Below are 20602 nucleotides of genomic sequence, written 5' to 3' on the forward strand. Positions count from 1 at the left end.
TTGTGAGATGTCGAGGCGAAGGGACTGTTACGGTGGGTACGCAAAATCGTCGGAACCGCGGGTCCGGCGGGTCCGGGAACAGTGGAACATCGAGAACATGACCGGCGCTGGGCCACGACTGGCACAGACGTGACCGGGCCGTGACGATTTCATCGGTCGGTACGGAAGATGGGGCAGGAGAGCTTCCGTCGCGGAGGACATGGGGCGGTTTCTGGAAACGTCCGGCGATACGGGAGCGGAGGGTACCGGATGGCTGGTGCCAGAGTCCCTGACTCGTCGTCCCTGATCTGTTCGGAAACGACTACCGACTGTTCGGCCTGTGGCGGGCCGAGATTTCACGGGATGTCCGGTTGAACGATCCGCCCGGACCCGGACAGGATGCGGTCACAACGACACCGAAGTCGACATGGCGCCGACGGAAGAAGATCATCCGCCGAATCCTCACGCCCCTGTACACACCGTCGAGGGTAACCAGAGCGGGACACACGGGAACGCGGTCGTCCATTGTGCCCCTTCCTCTGAGATCATCATATGTCGCATCCGACACCGTACCGGCACGGTACTCCGGTTAGCAAGGCCCCCACCAGGAGCTCGCTCCTCGCAGGCGTGCGCTGCCCACCAGTTCCCATGGTCAGCGATGTGGCCGGTGGCGCGGAGCGCTCACCCGGTTACATTGTCGGCCGTCGGCGCCTTCACCGGCTTCGCCTTCGGCGGCTTCGCCACGACCAGCGCCCACGGCGCCTGACCCAGGAAACGGGCCCGCGGCCGTACCCCCGACACGAACCGGGCAGCCTTCTTCGGCAGGGGGAATTCCGGCACGAACTTGTGTCCCGGATAAACGACATCACGCCTGGCGGCTTCCGGCTTCCGGCCGACGCCGAGTGCGCTCTCGTCCGCGTAGAACCGAATCGTGCTATTCGCAATAGGGGGCCGCTCTGGTTCTCGGGGCCGCACCGAACGTCGAGGTCCAAGCGGAAAACCAGTCGATTCACATACGGGTCGGCTGTGAGATCATGGTGAGGTGACCGCACCCGCCCTCATCCTGTGGGACATAGACTGCACCCTCGTCACCATTGACCTGGTCAGCCGGGAGATCTACGCCCGCGCCTTCCAGTTCGTGACCGGCCGTCCCCTGCGGGAGCTGGCCGACATGACCGGCCGCACCGAGCGCGCGATCCTGCTGGACACGCTCCGGCTCAACGGCGTGCCGGACGACGAGCCGACCTTTGACGCCTTCTACGAGGCTCTTGGTCAGGCCGCCCACCAGCTCGAAGGCCGGATGAAGGAGTCCGGCCGTCGCCTGCCCGGTGCGAAGGAGGCTGTCGCGAGCCTGGTGGCCAAGGACACGGTGCAGTCCGTGGTGACCGGCAACATCCGCTCCATCGCGGCCACCAAACTTCACGCCTTCGACCTGGAAGACCACGTTGACCTGGAAGTTGGCGGCTTCGGGGATGACGACAGCGACCGAACCGTACTGGTACGGCTCGCGATCAAGCGGGCCGAGGCCAAGTACGGCGTGACCTTCCCACCGAACCGGACCGTCGTCATCGGTGACACGCCGCACGACGTGAAAGGCGCCCACGATGCTGGCGTGCGGGCGGTGGGAGTTGCCACCGGCAGTAGTACCGCGGTGGATCTTGAGGCTTCCGGGGCTGATGCTGTCCTGCCAGATCTCACCCGGCCCCGCGCCCTACGGGCGGCTGTCTTCGGCCTCGTTGGTTAAAGCCGCTGGGTCAGGTCGTCGCCAGGCGGAACCGCTCTGCGAAGTCCCGGGCCGCGGGCACTGCGCCGAACGGCGCCAAGCCGTCTGCAAACTCTTTCAGGCGCAGGGCCACCCGGGTGGATCCGATGGCTTCGCTCACCTCCAGGGCGTTGCCGGCTGTCTGGCAGGCCTGCTCGACGTTGCCAGCCAGCAACTGGCACTTGGCCAGCCGGGACAGGTAGTGCACCCGGTCCCGCACCCGGTAGGGCGCCCGTCGGGTGAGCAGATCAATGGCTTCCGTCAGCGCCGTCGAGGCCTCGGTCGTCAAGCCCAGTTCGAGGAAGCAGGCACCCTCCTGGGCCGCTACTTCCACCTCGTCGACGTAGGATACCCACAGTGGTTCATCGCGGTGGCCGGCGCGCTCAAAGTCGGCGCGGGCTGTGTCAAGGCTTCGCAGACAGCCGTCCTGGTCACCCACCCCGGCTTGGGCACGGGCCAGGCGGGTGCCCAGCATCGTCCTGGTCAGCGGCGTGAGGTTCGTGGTCCCCGAGGCCAGCGCGGTTTGCGCCAGTGACAGTGCCGGCCCTCGCCGCCCCCGGTAGGTCTCCTGCAAGCTCATGTACGCTAGGGCGCTGGCGGCCAAGCCCGGTTCGTCGCCCTCGTGCGCTACGTAGATCGTGGTGGTGAAGTAGCGGCGGGCCGTCCCGTGGTGGTCGGCGTCGAGCGCCAGCCAGCCGGCCATCTGGGACAACTGTCCGAAGGGCACGAGCCCGTCGCCCGAGTCCTGCTCTACGGTCACTGCCATCCGGGCGACGTAACGAGACAAGGGCAGATACAGACTGTCACCACCTAGTTCGTCGTCGAGCTGCAAGAACAACTTCAGCAGCAACTCGGCACTCTGGCCGTTGGTCATGCCGTCGAAGGCCGAGATCCCGATGGTGGGTGTGCGTCTCTCGCCAGCGGCCAGGGGCAGCCGGCCAGATGTCAGGCTTCCGAGTAAGGCGGGCAGATCCGGCCCCACGGGCACGGCCGCCGCCGCCGGGGCGGACTCGACCGGTTCGCTGCGCTGCTCGGGGAGCTGAAACCACAGGAAGCGTCCCGGGATGCGCAGGGTCCGTGCCCACATCACAAGCCGGTCCAGGTCCTTGATCGGCGGGCCCGACTCGATGCGGGACAGCTGCACCTGGGAGATACCGACCCATCCTCCGACCAGCTCCTGGGACAGCACCCGGCCGTGCCACGGATTGCGTCGGTAGGCGGCGACGACCCGGCCGATATGCCAGCTGGCCAAGGCATCGCGCAGCTCGTCCGTCTGCCAGAAATGATCTGGCACCACCGGGGCTTGGAGACGCAGTTCCTGCCGTTTGCGCTGGCACGCCGCACAGGATCCGGTGGCGTTGTAGCGGGCCAGTCGGCTCCCGCAGGAACGGCAGTACCGGCCCGGTGCGACGTTCATATTTTCCCCGACCTGTCCCCATTCGCGGCCGTCCCGGCGCGCTCGGCAACAGTGTAAACACACGCCCGTCACCCCGGGTCAAATCCTGGAAACATCACGTATAGGCGTCATACATCCCTGGGCATGGTGGGGTCCGGGATGCTCGTTCACGCTTGAGCCCAGGCGCCCGGGGCCGGGTCGAGGTACGGCTCCCCGGTTCCGGGCGTTGTCCACATCGGGTGATCTTCATATCAGGACGGGAGGGCCGGTGGACGCAAACACCGGAGGGCAGGACTCCGCACTGGGACCGCCGGGCGCTGCGGCGTTGCACCGCATCGCCGCTGGGTTCGCGGCCGCGTGGGGACATCTGGAAGCCATTGGCGTCGCCCTCGCTTGCGCCGTAGACGAGCTACCCACCACGGCCGTGGGGCAGGCGGTCATCGAAGAGCGGACGGAAGCGGTTGCGGCCGAGCTACGCCGCTTGGGCGGTTCAGCCGGCATGAACCTGCCGTCCGCAGTGGCTCCGCAGCCAGCCGCCCATCTGCGGTCGAGCGTCCATCAGTTCGCCGCGACCACCACGGCCCCGGCGCTGACCCGACATGAGGTAGCCCAGTTACTCCAGACCCGGGGACTTGGGGATCTCATCGACACCGCCGGTCTCTTGGTTTCGGAGCTCATCACGAATGCGGTCCGGGCCACCCAGGCGCTGGACAGTAATCCGAAATCCATCGTGACCATGCGCCTCAGCTGGGCCGCCGCAAGCCTCATCATCGAAGTCTGGGACCGCAGTCCACAACTGCCCGTACTCCAAGATCAATGCCTCGATGGCGAGGGTGGTCGGGGCCTTCACATCGTGGAAGCCCTGAGCCTCGCTGCAGCCTATTACCCGTCGCCCACCGGCCAGGGCAAAGTCACCTGGTGCCAGATCGAGGCGCCGATACCCGCTGAAGCTGAGGCGCCAACACCTCTTCTTCCATACCGCCGGCCGAGTGTCGCCCGCACCGATCCCGGTCTGGTTTTCGATGATCTAGTGGTATTACGGCGAGTCCTGGACGGCCTGCGCGCCCTTGACACCAGTCTGCCTCGGGGTGACGCTGTGAGATACTAGCGTTCCACTTTTCGCCCACGCATACCGTAACCCGGAGTTTTACTCATGCCGCTTGTCGCAGATAGCTGGATGACCGAACACCCCGCCTGGCTCCCCACCGAAAAAGGGGCGCGCCGCGTATTTGCATTGCCGGGTGGCCCGGTCCTGGCAGAGGTGGAAGGCGACAGCCTCACCCTCACCGCGCTCGGTGGAGACGACACCGAGCCGGCGGCAGACGTCTTCAGCCTGCCGGACGGTGCCGCCGCCGAGGTGCCGCAGTTGGCGAAGGAACTGTCCGGACTTGGGCGGGTGGGGCGCTTCCGCAACCCGTCGCTGTGGGAAGCGCTGGGTACTGCCATCCTGCGCCAGGTCATCCGGGCGGGGCAGTCCAAGAGGCTCTTCCGCGAGCTGTGCGCGGCTCACGGGGAGCAGGTACCGCTGCCGGATGGTGACGCTTACGCGCTGTTTCCTACGCCGGAGACCATCCTTGCTCTGACGGATGAGCGGTTCGCCGAACTTGGCCTTGCCTTCAAACGGGCTGCCTTGCGGGCTGCCGCCACGGCATATCTGAAGCATGGTGTCGGCTGGAGCCGTCTTTCCCTCCCCGTCCTCGTCGACGAGTTGCAAGGCGTTCAGCGCATCGGCCCGTGGACGGCCGGCGCGGCGATCGCTGACTACACAAATGACTGGAGCCTGTATCCCTACGCCGACCTGGCGGTGCGGACCTGGGCGGGACGGGCCGCCCCGTCACACCTTTGGCTCCACCACGAGCGCGCTTTCGGCGCCCAGTGGCGCCATCTAGCCAGCGAACACCTTTCTACGCTCACCCTTCTGACCCTTGCTTGGGGATCGCAGTATGGAGATATCGGATGACGGCGCCGTTCGGGGCGCCGACCTGAGCCGTCCGCTCGACGCGGTATTTGTCAATGCCCCGCTGCGGGACTATAGTCTGCGGCCCCGGGTCAATGATTTCACCCTGCCGGTTCTGGGCATGGCCTACATCGCCACGTATGCGGCAGCGCAAGGCTTCAACGTCGGGATTGTCGACGCCGAAGCCCTCGGGCTTGGCGTCAAGGAAACCTGCCAGCTTGTGAACCGCCTCGGTCCACGCTGGGCCGGCTTCAACCTGCTGGCACCGACGTACGAGATCAGCGCGGAGATCGCCTCCGGTCTGGACCGGGACATCTACGTCATGGTGGGCGGCCATCAGGCCAAAGCCATGCCCGAGACCATCATCACCGACCCCCGCTTCGGGGCTCTCGAAGCTTTGGTGCTCGGCGAGGGCGAGACCCGGGTGGCGGAGCTGCTGAGAGACAGGCGCGCACGGGCCGACCTGCCCGGTGTCATGTGGCTCGACCCAATTCTGCACCAGCCCGTCACCGGCGGCAGGCCAGGCGCGGGCCACCACCTGGCACCCGACGTGGACCGCCTGCCCTTCGTCGACCGCCGCTTCCTGGCGAACGACCCGTACGAGGCGCCGGACGGCCGGATAGAGGCCAACATGGTCGGCGCCCGCGGCTGCCCCTACGATTGCTCCTTCTGCGGCGCCGCCGTCAGCGCCAACCCCGACATCACCATCCGCACCCGCACACCTGCGGGGATCATCGCCGAGATGGAGGCGCTGCACGAGGCCTACGGCGTAACCGCCTTCCGCTTCGTCGACGATCTCTTTCTGGGCTACGAACGATTCATCCGCCGCTGCATGGACGCCTTCACAGCCCACGGCATCGGTGGCCGCTATGTCTGGGACGCCACCGGCCGTATCAACATTCTGCACCGGGCCGACGACGCCTTGCTCGATCTGCTCGCAGCCAACGGCCTGCGCGAGGTGGCTCTGGGCGTCGAGTCCGGCAGCGAACGGCTCCTCGGGTACATGGGCAAACGCATCATGCCGGACATGACCCGCTCCGCGGTCCGCCGCCTCACCGAGCGCGGCATCTCGGTGAAGGGCTACTTCATCCTCGGCTTCCCCACCGAGACGCGCGACGAGTTGGCCGCCACCGTCCGTCATGTCAGGGAGCTGTGGGAAGTGGCCGATCCACATCCGGGGAGCTTCCGGGCCTCCGTCTTCGAGTTCCGGCCGTATCCGGGCACACCGGAGTGGAGCCGGCTGTTGGCCACCGGCCGCTACCAGCCGTCACAGTTGCTGGCCTACACCGCCGTGGACCTCACCAAAGGCGGCGTCGACGAAGCCATGCGGGGGCGCGATGAATTCAACTTCTCGGTGAATATTCAGTTCGGGGAGGCCAATGTGGAGGAGGTACGAGCCGCCCTCATCGAGCTATCCCGCGAGCAGCACGCCCGTTCCAGCATCCGCCGATGAACAGGGGCTTTTTCGTCGCCATCGACGGCCCCAGCGGCATCGGTAAGAGCACGGTCACCGCGGCCCTGGCCCGGCAGTTCGCGGGACAGGGCCTGCCTGTGCTGGCTACCAAAGAACCCACGGCCAGTCCCCTGGGTAGCCTCACGCGTTTTGGCACGGACGACTACGAGGGTCTGGCTCTGGCCTGCCTCGTGGCCGCCGACCGCTACCAGCACCTCGAAACCGAGATCCGTCCCGCCCTCGCCAGCGGCACCGTGGTGGTCTGCGACCGCTACGTCGCTTCATCCCTCGTGTTGCAACGCCTCGACGGTGTACCAGCCAAGTTTCTATGGACGCTAACCGAGCAAGCCGACCGGCCCGACCTGACCGTCATCCTCACCGGCGATCCCATCCGCTCCCGCGAGCGGGCGGCCCGGCGCGGCCTCTACAGCCGCTTCCACCGCGGCGGCCCGGAAGCCGGTGCAGCCGAGGCCGAGGCATACCGGGCCGTCGCCGCCGAACTCCAAGCCGCCGGCTACGCCGTCGTGGTACACGACATCGGGACTCAGACGGCCGAAGAGGTGGCCGCCGTACTGGCAGCTTCGGTGCTCTCCCGGCGGGAAGGTAGCCGGACCACCGCTCCTTCCTGAGCCGCCCGCACGAGGGAGTCATACGTCTCGGTCGTGCGGGCGGCCGGGACACCCAGCGCCGTGACGAAGGCTGCCAGCTCCTCTTGGATCTGGGCGGCGGGCTCGTCGTCGGGCACCATCCGTTCGAGTTCCAGGAAGGTCCCGACCCCTTCCAACTCGTCCAGGCACAGCGACACGTCGCCGTGCTGGCCGGTGCGCCGCGTCTTCGCCACGCGGACGGTCGCGCGGTACCCCATACGCAGGATGGCCTCGTGCATCTGCCGGCGGTCCGCGACCTCCGTCTCGTATTCCAAGCAGTCCTGAGCATTGACGCCCGGCTCCTTCAGCGTGAGCCAGTGGCGCCCGTCCACTGTGCGAAGCCGCAGGAACGAAACTCCAAGCCTGCTGTCCCCGAAGGACCAGCCCACCGGGGCAAATGCCTGGTCATCCTGGTAGGCCGGTTTGCCAACATGAATACCCCGCGCCCTGAGGGCGACGAGCAGCGCCTCCGGGTCTGCCACGGAATACTTGACCTCGACCTCGCGCACCGGCTACCTCCATAGTTGGAACGACTGCAACCAGTTTAGCGAGACGTCATCCAGGCGCGAGAGCGGGGTTGTCCCCGCATGTCCACCACGAAGGAAAAAATCTGTTACGCATGACATAACGAGCGTTATTCATAGCCCATTGACCAGGAGGCATGGACTTCCTCAGTCGCAAAAACGCGCGCGATGGTCATGGCGGCGGTCCGGTATGTTGTCAGTCGGCTGGGAGATACAGGTCGGCGTCTATCATGTCGTTCATGGCGGTGGCCAGTGCTCGACGCCGTTTCGTCTTTCGCGCCGCATACTCCTCCAGATCGGCCACTGCGACCCGCCGGTGGCGACTGCCGGGAAGGGCCCGGGCCGGAATGGTCCCGTCGTCGAGAAGTTTCAGCAGCAACGGGCGTGAGATCCCCAGGTAGGCCGCTGCCTGGTTCGGAGTCAGTTCGCCGGTGGAGTCGGGGGAGAGGATCCGCACGCGATGCCCGGCCGCCTGCTCATAAGCCGTGTGGAGCAGGGCGCGCAGCACGGCCACGGGCGCGTCGACCTGTACGCCGCCCACGACGAGCACCACCGACCCGGAGTCTGATGACGCGATCGCCTGTTCCACGGCCGATGCGAGGTCCGACGACGCCCGTCGGGTCGGGGCGTCCGGGCTGTTCAGCTCAAGAACCGCCGGATGGGACGTCATGCTTCCTCCCGCGTCACCGGTTCCACTATCGATGATCATAGTAGCTTCTATCTGAAGCATCTGTAAATCTACTCGATCTCGATCTCGATCGCGGGACGCAGTCGGATCATTGGGATCTCTCGAGCCCGGAAGCCGGTCGGCAGGGGAGTCTCGACGAACTCGCCTCACTGGTGGGTGGACGGCGATGAATTCCGCGCCGCAGCCCGGCTTGCGGTGAACCGGCTCGCGGGCCGTGACAGTATCCGGTATGTAACGCTATGCGCTGCCCGGCCGCATAGCGGACCTGTCGGGCCCGATCGCTACGCTGTGCTGGTTGTCCGTCCGGCCATGCTGTCGTTACCCGGGGCAGGGTGGTCGGCCGGCATGTGTCGGCCGGGCGCTGCCTGGCCAGTGGGGGCAGGCCAGGCGCTGCCTGGCCAGTGGGGGGAGGTGACACCGTCGTCATGAGTGCGGTGATCGAAAATCCGATCATCAACTCGCCGTACGCCGAGCCGAGACGGCACTGGCAGTTCGACGAGCAGGGCCTGATCACCGACGAGCTCGCCGCCGTCCGGCGGCCCAGCGAGTCGTGGATCCCGGTTCCCACCCCTCGCAAGGGCCGGGGGAAGGCGGTGCAGACCGAGCTCGACATCCTCGACGTGGCGGAACGGCGCCGTCGTAACGAGCAGGTCGACCAGATCCGGGACCGGGTCGCCATCTGGCGGCAGCGGCGTTATCCGAACGTCACCCCGACGACCCGCCGTCTGCTGGAGTACTGGTCGGACGAGGAGCGGGAGAACCGCGTCCTGTTCTGCCAGCGGGAGGCGGCCGAGACGGCCGTCTTCATCGCCGAGGCCGCGCCGAAGCAGGGCGACGAGTGGGTCCGCAACGCCCTGGCCGAGCAGAATCTCGACCACAATGACGGGCTGCCGCGGGTCGCGTTCAAGATGGCGACCGGCGCGGGCAAGACGGTCGTGATGGCGATGCTGATCGCCTGGCAGACCCTGAACAAGGTCGCGAGCCCGAACGACGCCCGTTTCACCCGACGCTTTCTGATCGTGACACCCGGCGTCACGATCAGGGACCGGCTGCGGGTGCTGCTCCCCGCGGACGAGGAGAACTACTACAAGCAGCGCGATCTCGTCCCGGCAGATCTGTGGGGCCCGCTGCGCCAGGCCGAGATCGTCGTCACGAACTTCCACTCCTTCCTGCCGCGCGCGACGAAGGAGGGCAGGGGGATCTCGGCCAACACCAAGCTTCTGCTGACCGCGGGCGGGGCGGACGACCCGTTCGTCGAGACCCCGGACCAGATGGTCAACCGGGTGCTGCGGGAGTTCTCCAGCTCCCGCTCCTCCGAGATCATCGTGCTCAACGACGAGGCGCACCACTGCTACCGGGGCCGGGCGGCCGCGGTCGGCGAGAACGCCACGACCGAGGACGACCTGGCCGGAGAGGAGAAGAAGGAGGCGCACAGCCGCAACGCCGAGGCCGGGGTGTGGTTCTCCGGGCTGCGCCACATCGCCCGCAAGATCGGTATCAAGACGGTGTACGACCTGTCCGCGACACCGTTCTTCCTCAAGGGATCCGGTTATCCGGAGGGCTACCTGTTCCCCTGGGTCGTCAGCGACTTCTCCCTGATGGACGCGATCGAAGCCGGCATTGTCAAGATCCCACGGGTGCCGGTGGACGATGACGCCATCGGTGACGAGGTGGCCTACCTGCACCTGTGGTCGAAGGTCGGCACCGAGCTGCCGAAACGGCTCCCGAAGGGCACGACGCTGGCCGGCCAGGGCCTGCCCGGCGCGCTGGAGGGGGCGCTGCGCAGCCTGTACGGCAACTACGCCAAGGCGTTCGCCCGCTGGGAGTCCTCCGACGCGGCCGCCCGCGGTGAGACGCCGCCGGTGTTCATCGTGGTCTGCAACAACACGACCGTCTCCAAGCTGGTCTACGACTTCGTCTCGGGTTTCGAGCAGGCCATGGGCCGGGTGAGCGCCCTGGTGCCGGGGGCACTGCCGTTGTTCTCGAACGTCGGGGACGGGCATTGGCTCGCGCGTCCCCGCACGATCCTGGTCGACTCCATCCAGTTGGAGTCCGGCGAGGGCCTGAAGGAGGACTTCAAGAAGATCGCGGCCGCGGAGATCGAGGCGTTCAGGGCCGAGCACGCCGCCCGCACCGGCCGGCCGGGCGAGGAGCTGGACGACGCCACCATCCTGCGCGAGGTCATGAACACCGTCGGCAAGGCGGGCCGGCTCGGTGAAGGCGTGCGCTGCGTCGTGTCGGTGTCGATGCTCACCGAAGGATGGGACGCGAACACGGTCACGCACATCCTCGGGGTGCGCGCGTTCGGGTCGCAGCTGCTGTGCGAGCAGGTGGTCGGGCGCGGCCTGCGTCGACGCTCGTACACGGTGAACGAGGACGGGATGTTCGAGCCGGAATACGCCGAGGTCTACGGCGTGCCGTTCTCCTTCATCCGGGTCTCACCGGAGAACGCCGACCCGCGGCCGCGCCGGCCGCAGACGCAGGTGAAGGCGGTCGAGGACCGGGCGGACGCGCGGATCGTCTTCCCGAAACTCGACGGCTACCGGATCGAGATCCCCGACGGTCGGCTCACCGCCGACTTCGGCAGGGAGCACCATTTCGAGGTGCCGTTCGACATCGCGAGCTGGACGGAGATCCGTGGGGTCGTCGGCGAGCAGGAGGTCCACGATCTCAGCGAGCTGGCCGGGAAACGACCGCAGGAGGTCGCCTTCCGGCTCGCGCACACGATGCTCAACCGCTTCTTCAATGACGCCGGCGGGCAGCCCCGGCGCTGGCTGTTCCCGGATCTCGTCCGGATCGCCCGGCAGTGGCTGGACGAGTGCGTGACCTACGCGCCGGGAGCGCGCGTCGGTCATCTCACGCTCGCCGAGCTGCGGGAGATCGCGGCCGAGCAGATCTGGCACGCGATCACCCCGGAAAGCGGCCCCGGGGAGGAACGGGTCACCCCGATCTTCCGCCGGTACGACCCGTGGGGCTCGACCGATGCCGTCGACTTCTTCACCACGAAGCGGACGATGCGGACCGACCCGCGGAAGTGCCACGTCAACCATGTCGTGCTCGACGGCTTCGACGGCAACACCTGGGAGCAGATCATGGCCCAGACGCTGGAGTCCCTGCCGCGGGTCGCGGCCTACGTGAAGAACGACCATCTGGAGTTCGACATCCCCTACGTGCACGGCGCGCGGACCCGCCGCTATCTGCCGGACTTCCTGGTGCGGCTGGTCCGACGGGACGGCGACGTGCCTCGGCACCTGATCGTGGAGGTGTCCGGCTCGTTCAAGACGCACAACGCCGCGATGCGGGCGATGACCTCCAGCAAGGCGGACACCGCCCGCAACCTGTGGTGCGCCGCGGTGAACAACCACGGTGGGTACGGCCGCTGGGGCTATATCGAGATCACCGATCCGGTGACCACCCGGGAGAAGCTCGACGAGGCGATCGACCTGCTCCACGCGGACGCGCCGATCACCGGGCTGCCGACATGACCGTTCCCAGCGGTGTGACCGGTTCCAGGAGAGGGGAAGACAAGCATGCCGCCGCGTAGGAAGGCGCCCGCGCCGGCGGGCCCGGTTCCGGTGACGTCGATCCGCCACGACGACAAGCGGGTCAACATCCCCACCGCGGACGCGCACGACTTCGTCCCCGACGAGGTCGAGCAGCCGGTCACCGTCGTGTACCAGCGGGATCCGTCACTCGACCCGCAGCTGGTCTGGAAGGGCAAGGACGCGCAGGACTCGGCCGACCTCGCGGTGACCGCCCCGCCCGTCTACATCCAGGAGAAGATCGACCCGCTGGTGCTGGTCGAGGAGGTCCGCAAGGCGTCCGCCCGGGGTGCCCGGCAGGATGAGCTCGACCTGTTCGCCGACTTCGACGGCCTGGACGACTTCGACGCGGTCGACTACTACCGGCACGCGGCGAACTGGTCCAACCGGATGATCCTCGGGGATTCGCTTGAGGTCATGGCGTCGCTCGCCGAGCGCGAGGACCTCCGCGGCAAGGTTCAGATGATCTATCTGGACCCCCCCTACGGCATCAGGTTCGGCTCGAACTGGCAGGTCTCCACCCGCAAACGGGACGTCAAGGACGGCAAGCTGGAGGACGCCACCCGCGAGGTCGAGCAGATCAAGGCGTTCCGCGATACCTGGGAGCTGGGCATCCACTCCTACCTGTCGTACCTGCGCGACCGCCTGACGGTCGCCCGCGACCTGCTCACCGACTCCGGCAGCATCTTCGTCCAGATCGGCGACGAAAACGTCCACCTCGTCCGCAGCCTGCTGGATGAGGTATTTGGCAGTGAGAATTTTATTTCCATGATTACCTATGGAAAAACATCGGGGCAAACGGCCGACTTTATCTCAGCCACGAACGATTTTCTGCTTTGGTATGTTCGCGACACAAGTAAGGCAAAGTTTCGAAGGCTTTACCTTCGGCGCGATCTCGGGGCGTGGGATCCGACAAGTATGATCAAGTTGAGCTCGGGAGTGGCAGAAGAATCAGTGCTTCTGAAGCTGTCCGCGAAGAGCTACATGGTCGAGCATTTCGACTGGATAACCTTACAAGTCAGAGTGTGGGGCGTGCAAAAGGTGAGGGTGCATCCTCCTGGTTTCCGGTAAGGGTCGGCGAACGGGAATTTCGTCCGACGTTGCAGTCGCGATGGAAAACCAACGAAAGAGGAATGAAGCTACTACAAATTGCGGGTAGAGTTCAGCCTACGCGCAATACTCTTGCATACGTTCGCTATCATGACGATTTCCCTGCTTATCCATTGTCTTCAAGTTGGACGGACATCGGCGGAATCCAAAGTCGGGTAGATCCAAAGATCTACGTTGTTCAAACTGCTACGCGTGCAATCGAACGCTGCATGTTGATGGCCACCGATCCGGGGGATCTGGTGCTCGATCCGACGTGCGGGTCGGGGACGACGGCACTGGTCGCTGAGCAGTGGGGGCGGCGGTGGATCACTATTGACACGTCCCGGGTGGCGATCGCGTTGGCGCGGCAGCGGGTGATGGGGGCGAAGCTGCCCTACTATCTGCTCGCGGACTCCCCGGAGGGACGGGCGAAGGATGCCGAGGTCACCGGGACGCCCCGGCCCATCGGCGGCACGAAGGGGGACATCCGCAAGGGTTTCGTCTACGAGCGGGTCCCGCACGTCACCTTGAAGTCGATCGCGAACAACCCGGACATCGTCGAGGGCATGACCCGCGACGAGATCGACGCGGCGATCAGACGGCATGCCGAGAGCGAGCTGCTCTACGACCGTCCGTACGAGGACAGGCGGAAGATCCGGGTGTCCGGCCGGTTCACGGTGGAGAGCCTGTCACCGCATCGGGCCCTCGGCCTCGAGGTGGACCTGCCCCGCACCGAGCGAGCGGCGGCGGAGTCCTCGGAGGCCGCCTCGTACGAGTCAACGATCCTGGAGAACCTGCGGGCCGCGGGCGTCCAGAACGGGCTGCGGCGGGAACGGCTCGTCTTCGACACCCTCGAGCCGCACGCCGGCCGGTACGTGCAGGCCGTCGGCACCCGCCGGGACGCCGACGCCGGCACCCCGCAGCACGTCGCCGTCGCGATCGGCCCGCAGTACGGCACGGTCAGCCCGGCGCTGATCAAGGACGCCGCCCGGGAGGCGCTGCGCGGCCAGGGCCATGACCTGCTGCTCGTCCTCGGGTTCGCCTTCGACGCCCAGGCAGGCGAGGTGGTCGGGGAGTTCCGCCCGTCCAACGGCGCGGACTTCGCCTCCGTCACCGCCGAACGCCAGCTCGGACGGCTGCCGATCCTGCTGGTCCGCATGAACCCGGATCTGGCCATGGGCGACGAACTGCTGAAGAAAACCGGCGCGGCGAACCTGTTCACCGTGTTCGGCGAGCCGGACATCGACATCGAGCACACCCCCGACGGGCTCGTGATCGACATCCGGGGCATCGACGTGTACGACCCGACCACCGGCCAGATCCGCTCGCACGACCCGTCCAGCATCGCGCTGTGGATGGTGGACACGGCGTACAACGGGGAGTCGTTCTTCGTCCGCCACTGCTACTTCTCCGGGGCTGGCAACGACCCCTACGCCCGGCTGAAGAAGGCGCTGAAGGCCGATATCGACGAGGCCGCCTGGGCGACTCTCTACACGACCCGTTCCCGGCCGTTCCCCAAACCCGACACGGGCCGGATCGCGGTCAAGGCCATCAACCACTACGGCGACGAAGTCCTCAAAATCTACGAAGTGTGACGGGACTGAACGGGGGACCGGCAATGGACTACACGGCCGCGCAGCGGGCAGCGATCAGCACCCTGGACGACCCGCTGCTCATCATCGCGTGCGCCGGGTCCGGCAAGACGCAGGTCATCTCCCAGCGGATCGTCGAAATCCTGCGCCGGCCGGGCGTCCGCCCGGAGAACGTGGTGGCGTTCACCTTCACCGAGAAGGCCGCCGCCGAGCTGAAGAACCGGACCCTCGAGCTGATCGAGCACGACCTCGGCCCGATCCACGGCCTGGCCGACATGTACATCGGCACGATGCACGGCTTCGCCCGGTCGGTGTTACAGACCTGGGTTCCCGAAACCTTCAAGTACGCGGTCCTGAACGAGATCCAGAACCGGCTGCTGGTCGACCGCAACAGCAACAAGTGCGGGCTGACCACGGCGAAGGCCATGGTCAAGGGGACATCGAGACCGCTGTGGAGGTACAAGGAGTCGGGACTGTTCATGCAGGTGGTCGGCATCCTGCGTGAGGACGACATCGACCAGGAAAAAATCCCCGAGGACCTCGACGAGGCGCTTGGGATGTACCGCACGGTGCTGCACAGCCTCCGGTATTTCGACTACACCGAACTGCTCCGCACCACGGTCGACATGCTCGAGTCCGATCCGGGCGACTCCATGGCCGGCCCGCTGGTCCGTCATGTCCGGGACGCGGTGCGCTATGTCGTCGTCGACGAGTACCAGGACACCAACCACATCCAGGAACGGATGATTCAGGGCCTGTGCCGGTTCGGGGCGAACCTGTGCGTGGTCGGCGACGACGACCAGACGATCTACCAGTGGCGCGGCAGCGCGGTCAGGAACATCCAGACCTTCACCCGCCGTTACCCCGGGGTCCGCAGCGTCACCCTGGATGACAACTTCCGGTCCAGCCCCGCGGTGGTGTCGCTGGCGCAGACGGTCGCCGAGACCCTTGTCGACGACAGGCTGGCCAAGAACATGGTCGCGTCCGGCCACCAGGAGTTCGACCGCGGCGATCTGCTCGCGGTCGAGTTCAGCGGCGCCGACGACGAGGCGGTGTGGATATGCGACCGGATCGCAGCCCTGCGGGGAACCCCTTTCCGGGACGACCGGGACGAGGCGCCGCGCGGCCTGAGCTGGTCGGACATGGCCGTCCTGTTCCGCAGCGTCGCCAAGGACGCCGACCCACTCGTCGCCGAACTGAAACGGCGGGACATTCCCTACGTCATCAAAGGTCTCGCCCGGCTGTTCGACGCGCCGGAGATCCAGGCCTGTGTGACGGCGTTCAGCTACATCATCGGTGAATCCGGCGCGGACGATGTGCGCGATTCCTGGAATGCCGCTGATATCGGTCTCGACGCCGCGGATCTGACCGCCGGGCTGAAAGTTCTCGACGAGGCGAAGAACTGGCAGCCGGGCGCCCGCTGGGGTTCCTACACCCTGCAGCGGACCTACCTCGACTTCCTCGAGGCCGTCGGCCTGCGGGAGGACACCGTCCCGTCGGCGGACGGCACGGTGCGCGGCGAGCTGGTGTTCTACAACCTCGGCAAGTTCAGCCAGGCGATCTCGGACTTCGAGCAGATCCACTTCCAGTCCGACCCGGCCAGGAAATACGAGGGCTTCGTGCGGTGGCTGACCCACCATGCCCCCGGCTACTACGCGGAAAGCGACGCCGACGTCGGATACGCCACCCCCGACGCGGTGACCATCGCCACCGTCCACCAGGCCAAGGGGATGCAGTGGCCGGCGGTGTTCGTCCCCGCCCTGCGGAAGAACCGCTTTCCGTCGAAGCGGCAGGGCGGGATAAACGTCTTCCACGTCATACCCGAGAACGCGGTGCCGGACGCGGAACGCTACCGGGGCACCGAAGCCGACGAGGCCCGGCTGTTCTATGTTGCCGTCACCCGGGCGCAGAAATACCTGGCGCTGTCCTTCTCGCCCGGAGGGTCATCCATGTACGCCAGGCGATCGGTGTTCTTCGATCTGGCGACCCGCAACCCGAACGTGCTCACCGCGGCACCCCCGGTGCGGACGGTCGCGCGGCTGGAACCGCGCCCGCGGCACGAGCTGCCGGATGTCACCCTGAGCTTCAGCGAGCTGAAATATCTGTTCGAGTGCCCGTACCAGTTCAAGTTGCGTTTCCTCTATGGATTCAACCCGCCGATCCATGAGGCGCTCGGCTACGGCAAGTCCGTCCACGACGTCATGGCGGAAATCCACAAGCGGGCCATCGACGGTGATCTGGCCTCGGCCGCCGAGGTCGCGGACCTGGTTGACCGGCACCTGAACGTCCCGTTCGCCTATCCGGCGCTGCGGGAGCAGCTCCGCGATGCCGCCCGCAAGGCCGTCAGCCGCTACCTCGCCGAGAACCGGGGAATCCTCGGGCAGACCCTGCACAGCGAGCAGCAGGTACAGGTACGGGTCGCCCCGGGCATCACGGTGGACGGCCGGATCGACCTCATCCGCCGCCTGGACACCAACGAGACCTCGATCGTGGACTTCAAGTCCACCGAGCGGGCCCAGGCCGAGGAGGTCACCCGCGACCAGCTGCACGTCTACGTCCTCGGCTACCAGGAGCTCACCGGCCGGCGGGCCGACCTGGTGGAGGTGCTCAACCTCGACGAGCGTTCCCGGAGCACCCGCGAAGTCGTCGACGAGTCCCTGCTCGGCGACATCCAGAACAAGATCCGGAACGCGGGGGAGGCGCTGCGCGCCAACGACCTGCCACGCCACCGGCACTGGTGCAAGGCATGCGCTACCTGCGACCTCGCCGGCATCTGCCGCGACAAGCCTGCCTGACGGAGGCCGGACAAGAATCAGTAAAATCATCTGTACCTTCTGGTATCCAGATATGTCCAGATATCGCGAGTGACGATTCCGAGAGATGACGGGGGCGGGATGGCACTGTCCAGGGCTGCGGCACGGCTGTACGCGGAGATCGGCCCCACCTGGTCCAACTGCGGTCCGTTGCAGAACCGCCTGAAGATACGGGGTGACACGCAGTTCGCCGCCGTCGTGGAGGAGCTTGTCACGGCCGGGCTGGCGGTCCTGGAGGGACGGCGGATTCGCCGAGCGGACGCCGGCGACGGCAACGCCCGCCTCCAGCCGGAGATGTCCGCCGACGCACAGCAGATCTTCGACCGGCTTCCGCCGGACGGCAGCGCCATCGGTGGTCTGCAGCTCCGCGGCCTGGTCAGGCTTACCAACGATCGTTATCGGGCGGCCGTGGAGGAGCTCAAGGCCGCTGGCCTCGTCCGCCCGGGACGGGGCCGTGGCGGCACGCTCGCCCGCGCGGACGACGCGCTCCAGTCACCGGACGCCGAGGTGCCCGCAACCTCGCTGGACGACGCCAGGCTCACGCCCGCGGGCCCCGGGCAGCTGGTTCACCGGGAGTCCGAGCTGTACCAGCCGTTCGTCGACTGGTACCGGAGCGACCTCGACACCAGAACGCTCACGTTCGGCCACGTGCGCGAGACCGCGACCGCGCGTGGCCGGGCCCGGGCCAGCGGTCAGTGGTCCCGGCCCGACGTGGCCGCGGTTGAGGTGTGGAGCTCACCCCTGCTGCCCGACGTCGAACTCACGATCTCGTCCTTCGAGATCAAAAGGGCGTCGGAGGCCAACCGGCTGGAATCGCTCTATGAGGCGGCGGCGCACGGCCGGTGGGCGCACTACCCGAGTCTCGTCGTCGAAACGGCTTCTCCCGAGGCTGAACTGGCACTACGCGAGGACATCTGGCCGGAACTCGACAGGCTGAAGCTGGGTCTGTACACGATGTACAACCTTGGCGACGGGACCTTCCAGATAGAGAAGCACCTCTTTCCGCCGCGGCAGACGCCCGAGCTAGGTTACCTGGATGAGTTGCTGGAGCATTTCTTCTCGGAGGACAAAGCGTTGCGGGAGAAGTACCAGCAGGCGATCGGACGGTAGCCGGCCGCCTAAGAAGATCGGCACGAGTTTGTCGCTGTGTACGCTGACACAGCCAAAAAGCGTACACAGCGACAAACTCGTGCCAATCATGGTCTGCGTGGGTGGTTATCTCGCCTCGTCAAGCGGGGAAAGGGCCGTGGGCGGAGCCGTGACGGGGAAACGTGAAGTGCGAGAGGTCGGAAAGTACGTCACCGCTCCGTTCACGTACTTGTCCGGCCGTTCGATGGTGCTGCCGCGGATGGTACGGACAGGCTGGACGGCGTGGGGGCGGATGGATCGGATGCGGCGGGGGCGGCCGGTAGCGGTATCGCCGGAGGTGTTGTGGCCGGGTGGGATCTGTCCGGGGGGGCGGTGCGGGGGGNNNNGGGGGTGGGTACGGGGGGAGGCGGCGGGGCGAGGTCGGCCAGGGCGGCTGGCAGGGCGCGGCTGAGGCCGGTGATGTCCGGCTGGATGGTCGGATCGCTGTACAGGGCGACGCCGATGAAGTCGCGGCTGCTGGTCACGGCGACGCTGAGCCCGTGCCCGCGGGCGAGCGGCACGATGCCGTAGAGCTCCCGCATCGGGGCACCGGCCAGCCGCGGGGTTCTGTTCGATCCCGGGATGTTGCTCACCACGATGTCGAACAGCAGGTTGGCGCCGCGTCCGGCCAGCGGCGCGACGAGATGGTGCACCGCGGCGGGCAGCGAATGGGCCAGCAGCGGGAAGGCGCCGGCTCCGCGGTACGGGCCGGCGGCCTTGTTGCGTTCCATGGCGACGCGGACGGCCCGCAGCCGCCGTACCGGGTCCGGTTCGGACACCGGCAGATCACACAGGTATCCGGACAGGTTGTTGCCCTGCCCCAGCCCCGCGGTGTCGACACGCAGAGCGACCGGGATGAGCGCCCGCGGCACGGCCCCGCCGAGCCCACGGTCGCCGGAGTCCAGCCAGTCCCGCAACGCGCCGGCGAGCACGGCGAGCACGACCTCGTGGGCCATGACCCGGTGCCGCTGCCGGATCCGCCGGACCGCGCCCGCATCCAGCTGGACGAGGGTCAGCCGCCGTTGCGGTGGCGTTCCCGGCTGCTTCCCTGGCAGGGACAGCACCCCCGGCAGGGACGGCTTTCCCGTCAGGGTGGACACCGCGGACAGACGTGTCCTGCGCAGTACCGACGCCGCGATGCCCAGTTCGCGTGTGGTCCGGCGGCCGGTCTCGATCAGTTGTCCGGTGATCAGGGAGGGGCCGGCGACCAGCGTGGGGATCGCGTTGAGCCACTGGTCCGGCCGGAGCACCGAGCGCCATGCCCCACCCCCACCCGCCCCCGGCCCGCCCGCGACCGCCGGTTCGGCCGCGGAGGAGCCAGCCGCGAAGGATGTGGAGGACACGGAGGAACTGGTCGTGGAGGAGGGGCTGGCCGTGGCTGGCGGAGCCGTTGCGGCGTTGCCGGCCGGAATGTTCCCGCCGCGGCGGCCGGGCACGGTGAACTCGTCGTATATCGCGGAGAAGAGGCGGACGCCGCTCTGGCCGTCGGTGAAGGCGTGGTGTGCTTTGAGCAGGAGCGCGAAACGCCCGTCGGACAACCCGGTGATCACATGCGCTTCCCACAGCGGCCGGACGGGATTGAGCTGGGACGCCATCGCGCCCGCGGCGTACTCGGTGAGCTGGTCGTGGGTGCCGGGGGGCGGCAGACAGCAGACCCGGATATGTGCCTCCACCTGGAACTGCGGGTCCCCGACCCATTCCGCGGCGGCGGGCGGTAGCGTCGTCGACCGGAGGCGCTGCCGGAACTGAGGGAAAGCGCCCATCCGCTCGCTGAGCAGACGGACCAGTTGCTCGATACCGACGGGGTGGGCCGGCTCGAATATCATCAGCGCGCCGATGTTCATCGGGGCCGCCGGGTCGTCCAGTTTCAGAAATGCCACGTCCAGTCCGCTCAACCGCTCGCCGGCCATCCGGCCTTCCTCTCCGTATCTTGTTTGTCTCGGTTCCGTGTCTTGTCTCGGTGTCTCGTCCGTCGTGTCCCGATGTCGGTTCCGTGTCCGTGGATCGGTCGTGCGGCGGCTGCCGCCGTCTG

14 protein-coding genes are annotated in these 20602 nt (G+C 67.1%); 10 read left to right on the forward strand and 4 right to left on the reverse strand.

Features of this window, described 5'->3' with window-relative positions:
- Window positions 1-1021 precede the first annotated feature (1021 nt).
- Window positions 1022-1723, forward strand: a complete 702-nt coding sequence (locus FrCorBMG51_RS11990) for an HAD family hydrolase (RefSeq protein ID WP_047223157.1) — start codon at window positions 1022-1024, stop codon at window positions 1721-1723.
- Window positions 1724-1733: 10 nt separating this feature from the next.
- On the opposite strand, the gene FrCorBMG51_RS11995 is transcribed toward FrCorBMG51_RS11990, so the two are convergent.
- On the reverse strand, window positions 1734-3035 hold the full coding sequence (locus FrCorBMG51_RS11995; RefSeq protein WP_235433513.1) for a helix-turn-helix domain-containing protein: 1302 nt from the start codon (window positions 3033-3035) through the stop codon (window positions 1734-1736).
- A gap of 370 nt (window positions 3036-3405) precedes the next feature.
- On the opposite strand from FrCorBMG51_RS11995, the gene FrCorBMG51_RS12000 reads away from it, so the two are divergent.
- From FrCorBMG51_RS12000 to tmk, 4 genes are read left to right on the forward strand one after another with little or no spacing between them, the layout of a single operon-like run.
- Entirely contained in the window at window positions 3406-4245 is an 840-nt protein-coding gene (locus FrCorBMG51_RS12000) for an ATP-binding protein (protein ID WP_235433514.1), read from the forward strand.
- A gap of 45 nt (window positions 4246-4290) precedes the next feature.
- A complete protein-coding gene (locus tag FrCorBMG51_RS12005; RefSeq protein ID WP_217699289.1) occupies window positions 4291-5097 on the forward strand; it encodes a DNA glycosylase family protein in 807 nt (268 codons plus the stop codon).
- Window positions 5081-6547 (forward strand): B12-binding domain-containing radical SAM protein, encoded by a 1467-nt coding sequence (locus FrCorBMG51_RS12010; protein WP_047223159.1) that lies wholly within the window; start codon window positions 5081-5083, stop codon window positions 6545-6547. Before FrCorBMG51_RS12005 ends, FrCorBMG51_RS12010 begins: the two co-directional genes overlap by 17 nt.
- Window positions 6544-7176, forward strand: a complete 633-nt coding sequence (gene tmk / locus FrCorBMG51_RS25150; RefSeq protein ID WP_052914603.1) for a dTMP kinase — start codon at window positions 6544-6546, stop codon at window positions 7174-7176. The genes FrCorBMG51_RS12010 and tmk overlap by 4 nt, the downstream gene beginning before the upstream one ends.
- Here the strand turns inward: tmk and cyaB are convergent.
- Together cyaB and FrCorBMG51_RS25155 are read right to left on the reverse strand one after the other, a co-directional pair.
- Complete coding sequence (cyaB, locus tag FrCorBMG51_RS12020) at window positions 7092-7703, reverse strand: class IV adenylate cyclase (protein WP_076843543.1); 612 nt, start codon at window positions 7701-7703, stop codon at window positions 7092-7094. The two genes, tmk and cyaB, sit on opposite strands and share 85 nt — an antisense overlap.
- Window positions 7704-7914: 211 nt before the next feature.
- Complete coding sequence (locus tag FrCorBMG51_RS25155) at window positions 7915-8388, reverse strand: helix-turn-helix domain-containing protein (RefSeq protein ID WP_052914604.1); 474 nt, start codon at window positions 8386-8388, stop codon at window positions 7915-7917.
- Window positions 8389-8831: 443 nt separating this feature from the next.
- Between FrCorBMG51_RS25155 and FrCorBMG51_RS12030 the strand changes: the two genes are divergently transcribed.
- The 5 genes from FrCorBMG51_RS12030 (at window position 8832) to FrCorBMG51_RS12045 (ending at window position 18552) form a co-directional block, all read left to right on the forward strand.
- Window positions 8832-11891, forward strand: coding sequence for a BPTD_3080 family restriction endonuclease (locus FrCorBMG51_RS12030; protein WP_052914605.1), 3060 nt, complete (start codon window positions 8832-8834; stop codon window positions 11889-11891).
- Window positions 11892-11936: 45 nt separating this feature from the next.
- A complete protein-coding gene (locus tag FrCorBMG51_RS34670; RefSeq protein ID WP_200902417.1) occupies window positions 11937-13019 on the forward strand; it encodes a DNA methyltransferase in 1083 nt (360 codons plus the stop codon).
- 62 nt (window positions 13020-13081) lie between these two features.
- On the forward strand, window positions 13082-14632 hold the full coding sequence (locus tag FrCorBMG51_RS34675; RefSeq protein WP_268760555.1) for a DNA methyltransferase: 1551 nt from the start codon (window positions 13082-13084) through the stop codon (window positions 14630-14632).
- A 23-nt stretch (window positions 14633-14655) separates the two neighbouring features.
- Window positions 14656-17424, forward strand: a complete 2769-nt coding sequence (locus FrCorBMG51_RS12040) for an ATP-dependent helicase (protein WP_047223160.1) — start codon at window positions 14656-14658, stop codon at window positions 17422-17424.
- Between the two features lie 69 nt (window positions 17425-17493).
- The gene (locus tag FrCorBMG51_RS12045; RefSeq protein WP_157180480.1) at window positions 17494-18552 is read left to right on the forward strand and encodes a hypothetical protein; all 1059 of its coding nucleotides are present in this window, start codon (window positions 17494-17496) and stop codon (window positions 18550-18552) included.
- Between the two features lie 200 nt (window positions 18553-18752).
- Here FrCorBMG51_RS12045 and FrCorBMG51_RS25160 read toward each other — a convergent pair whose 3' ends face one another.
- Window positions 18753-20480 (reverse strand): wax ester/triacylglycerol synthase family O-acyltransferase, encoded by a 1728-nt coding sequence (locus FrCorBMG51_RS25160; protein ID WP_052914606.1) that lies wholly within the window; start codon window positions 20478-20480, stop codon window positions 18753-18755.
- Window positions 20481-20602: the final 122 nt, after the last annotated feature.

Origin of the sequence: Protofrankia coriariae, from assembly GCF_001017755.1 — a bacterium.
In the GTDB taxonomy this organism is placed as follows: domain Bacteria; phylum Actinomycetota; class Actinomycetes; order Frankiales; family Frankiaceae; genus Protofrankia; species Protofrankia coriariae.

Coding starts and splice junctions, on each gene's coding strand:
- FrCorBMG51_RS12005 (WP_217699289.1), top strand. CDS start 4,291: ATGCCGCTTGTCGCAGATAGCTGGATGACCGAACACCCCGCCTGGCTC.
- FrCorBMG51_RS12010 (WP_047223159.1), top strand. CDS start 5,081: ATGGAGATATCGGATGACGGCGCCGTTCGGGGCGCCGACCTGAGCCGT.
- tmk (WP_052914603.1), top strand. CDS start 6,544: ATGAACAGGGGCTTTTTCGTCGCCATCGACGGCCCCAGCGGCATCGGT.
- FrCorBMG51_RS25155 (WP_052914604.1), bottom strand. CDS start 8,388: ATGACGTCCCATCCGGCGGTTCTTGAGCTGAACAGCCCGGACGCCCCG.
- FrCorBMG51_RS12030 (WP_052914605.1), top strand. CDS start 8,832: ATGAGTGCGGTGATCGAAAATCCGATCATCAACTCGCCGTACGCCGAG.
- FrCorBMG51_RS34670 (WP_200902417.1), top strand. CDS start 11,937: ATGCCGCCGCGTAGGAAGGCGCCCGCGCCGGCGGGCCCGGTTCCGGTG.
- FrCorBMG51_RS34675 (WP_268760555.1), top strand. CDS start 13,082: ATGAAGCTACTACAAATTGCGGGTAGAGTTCAGCCTACGCGCAATACT.
- FrCorBMG51_RS12040 (WP_047223160.1), top strand. CDS start 14,656: ATGGACTACACGGCCGCGCAGCGGGCAGCGATCAGCACCCTGGACGAC.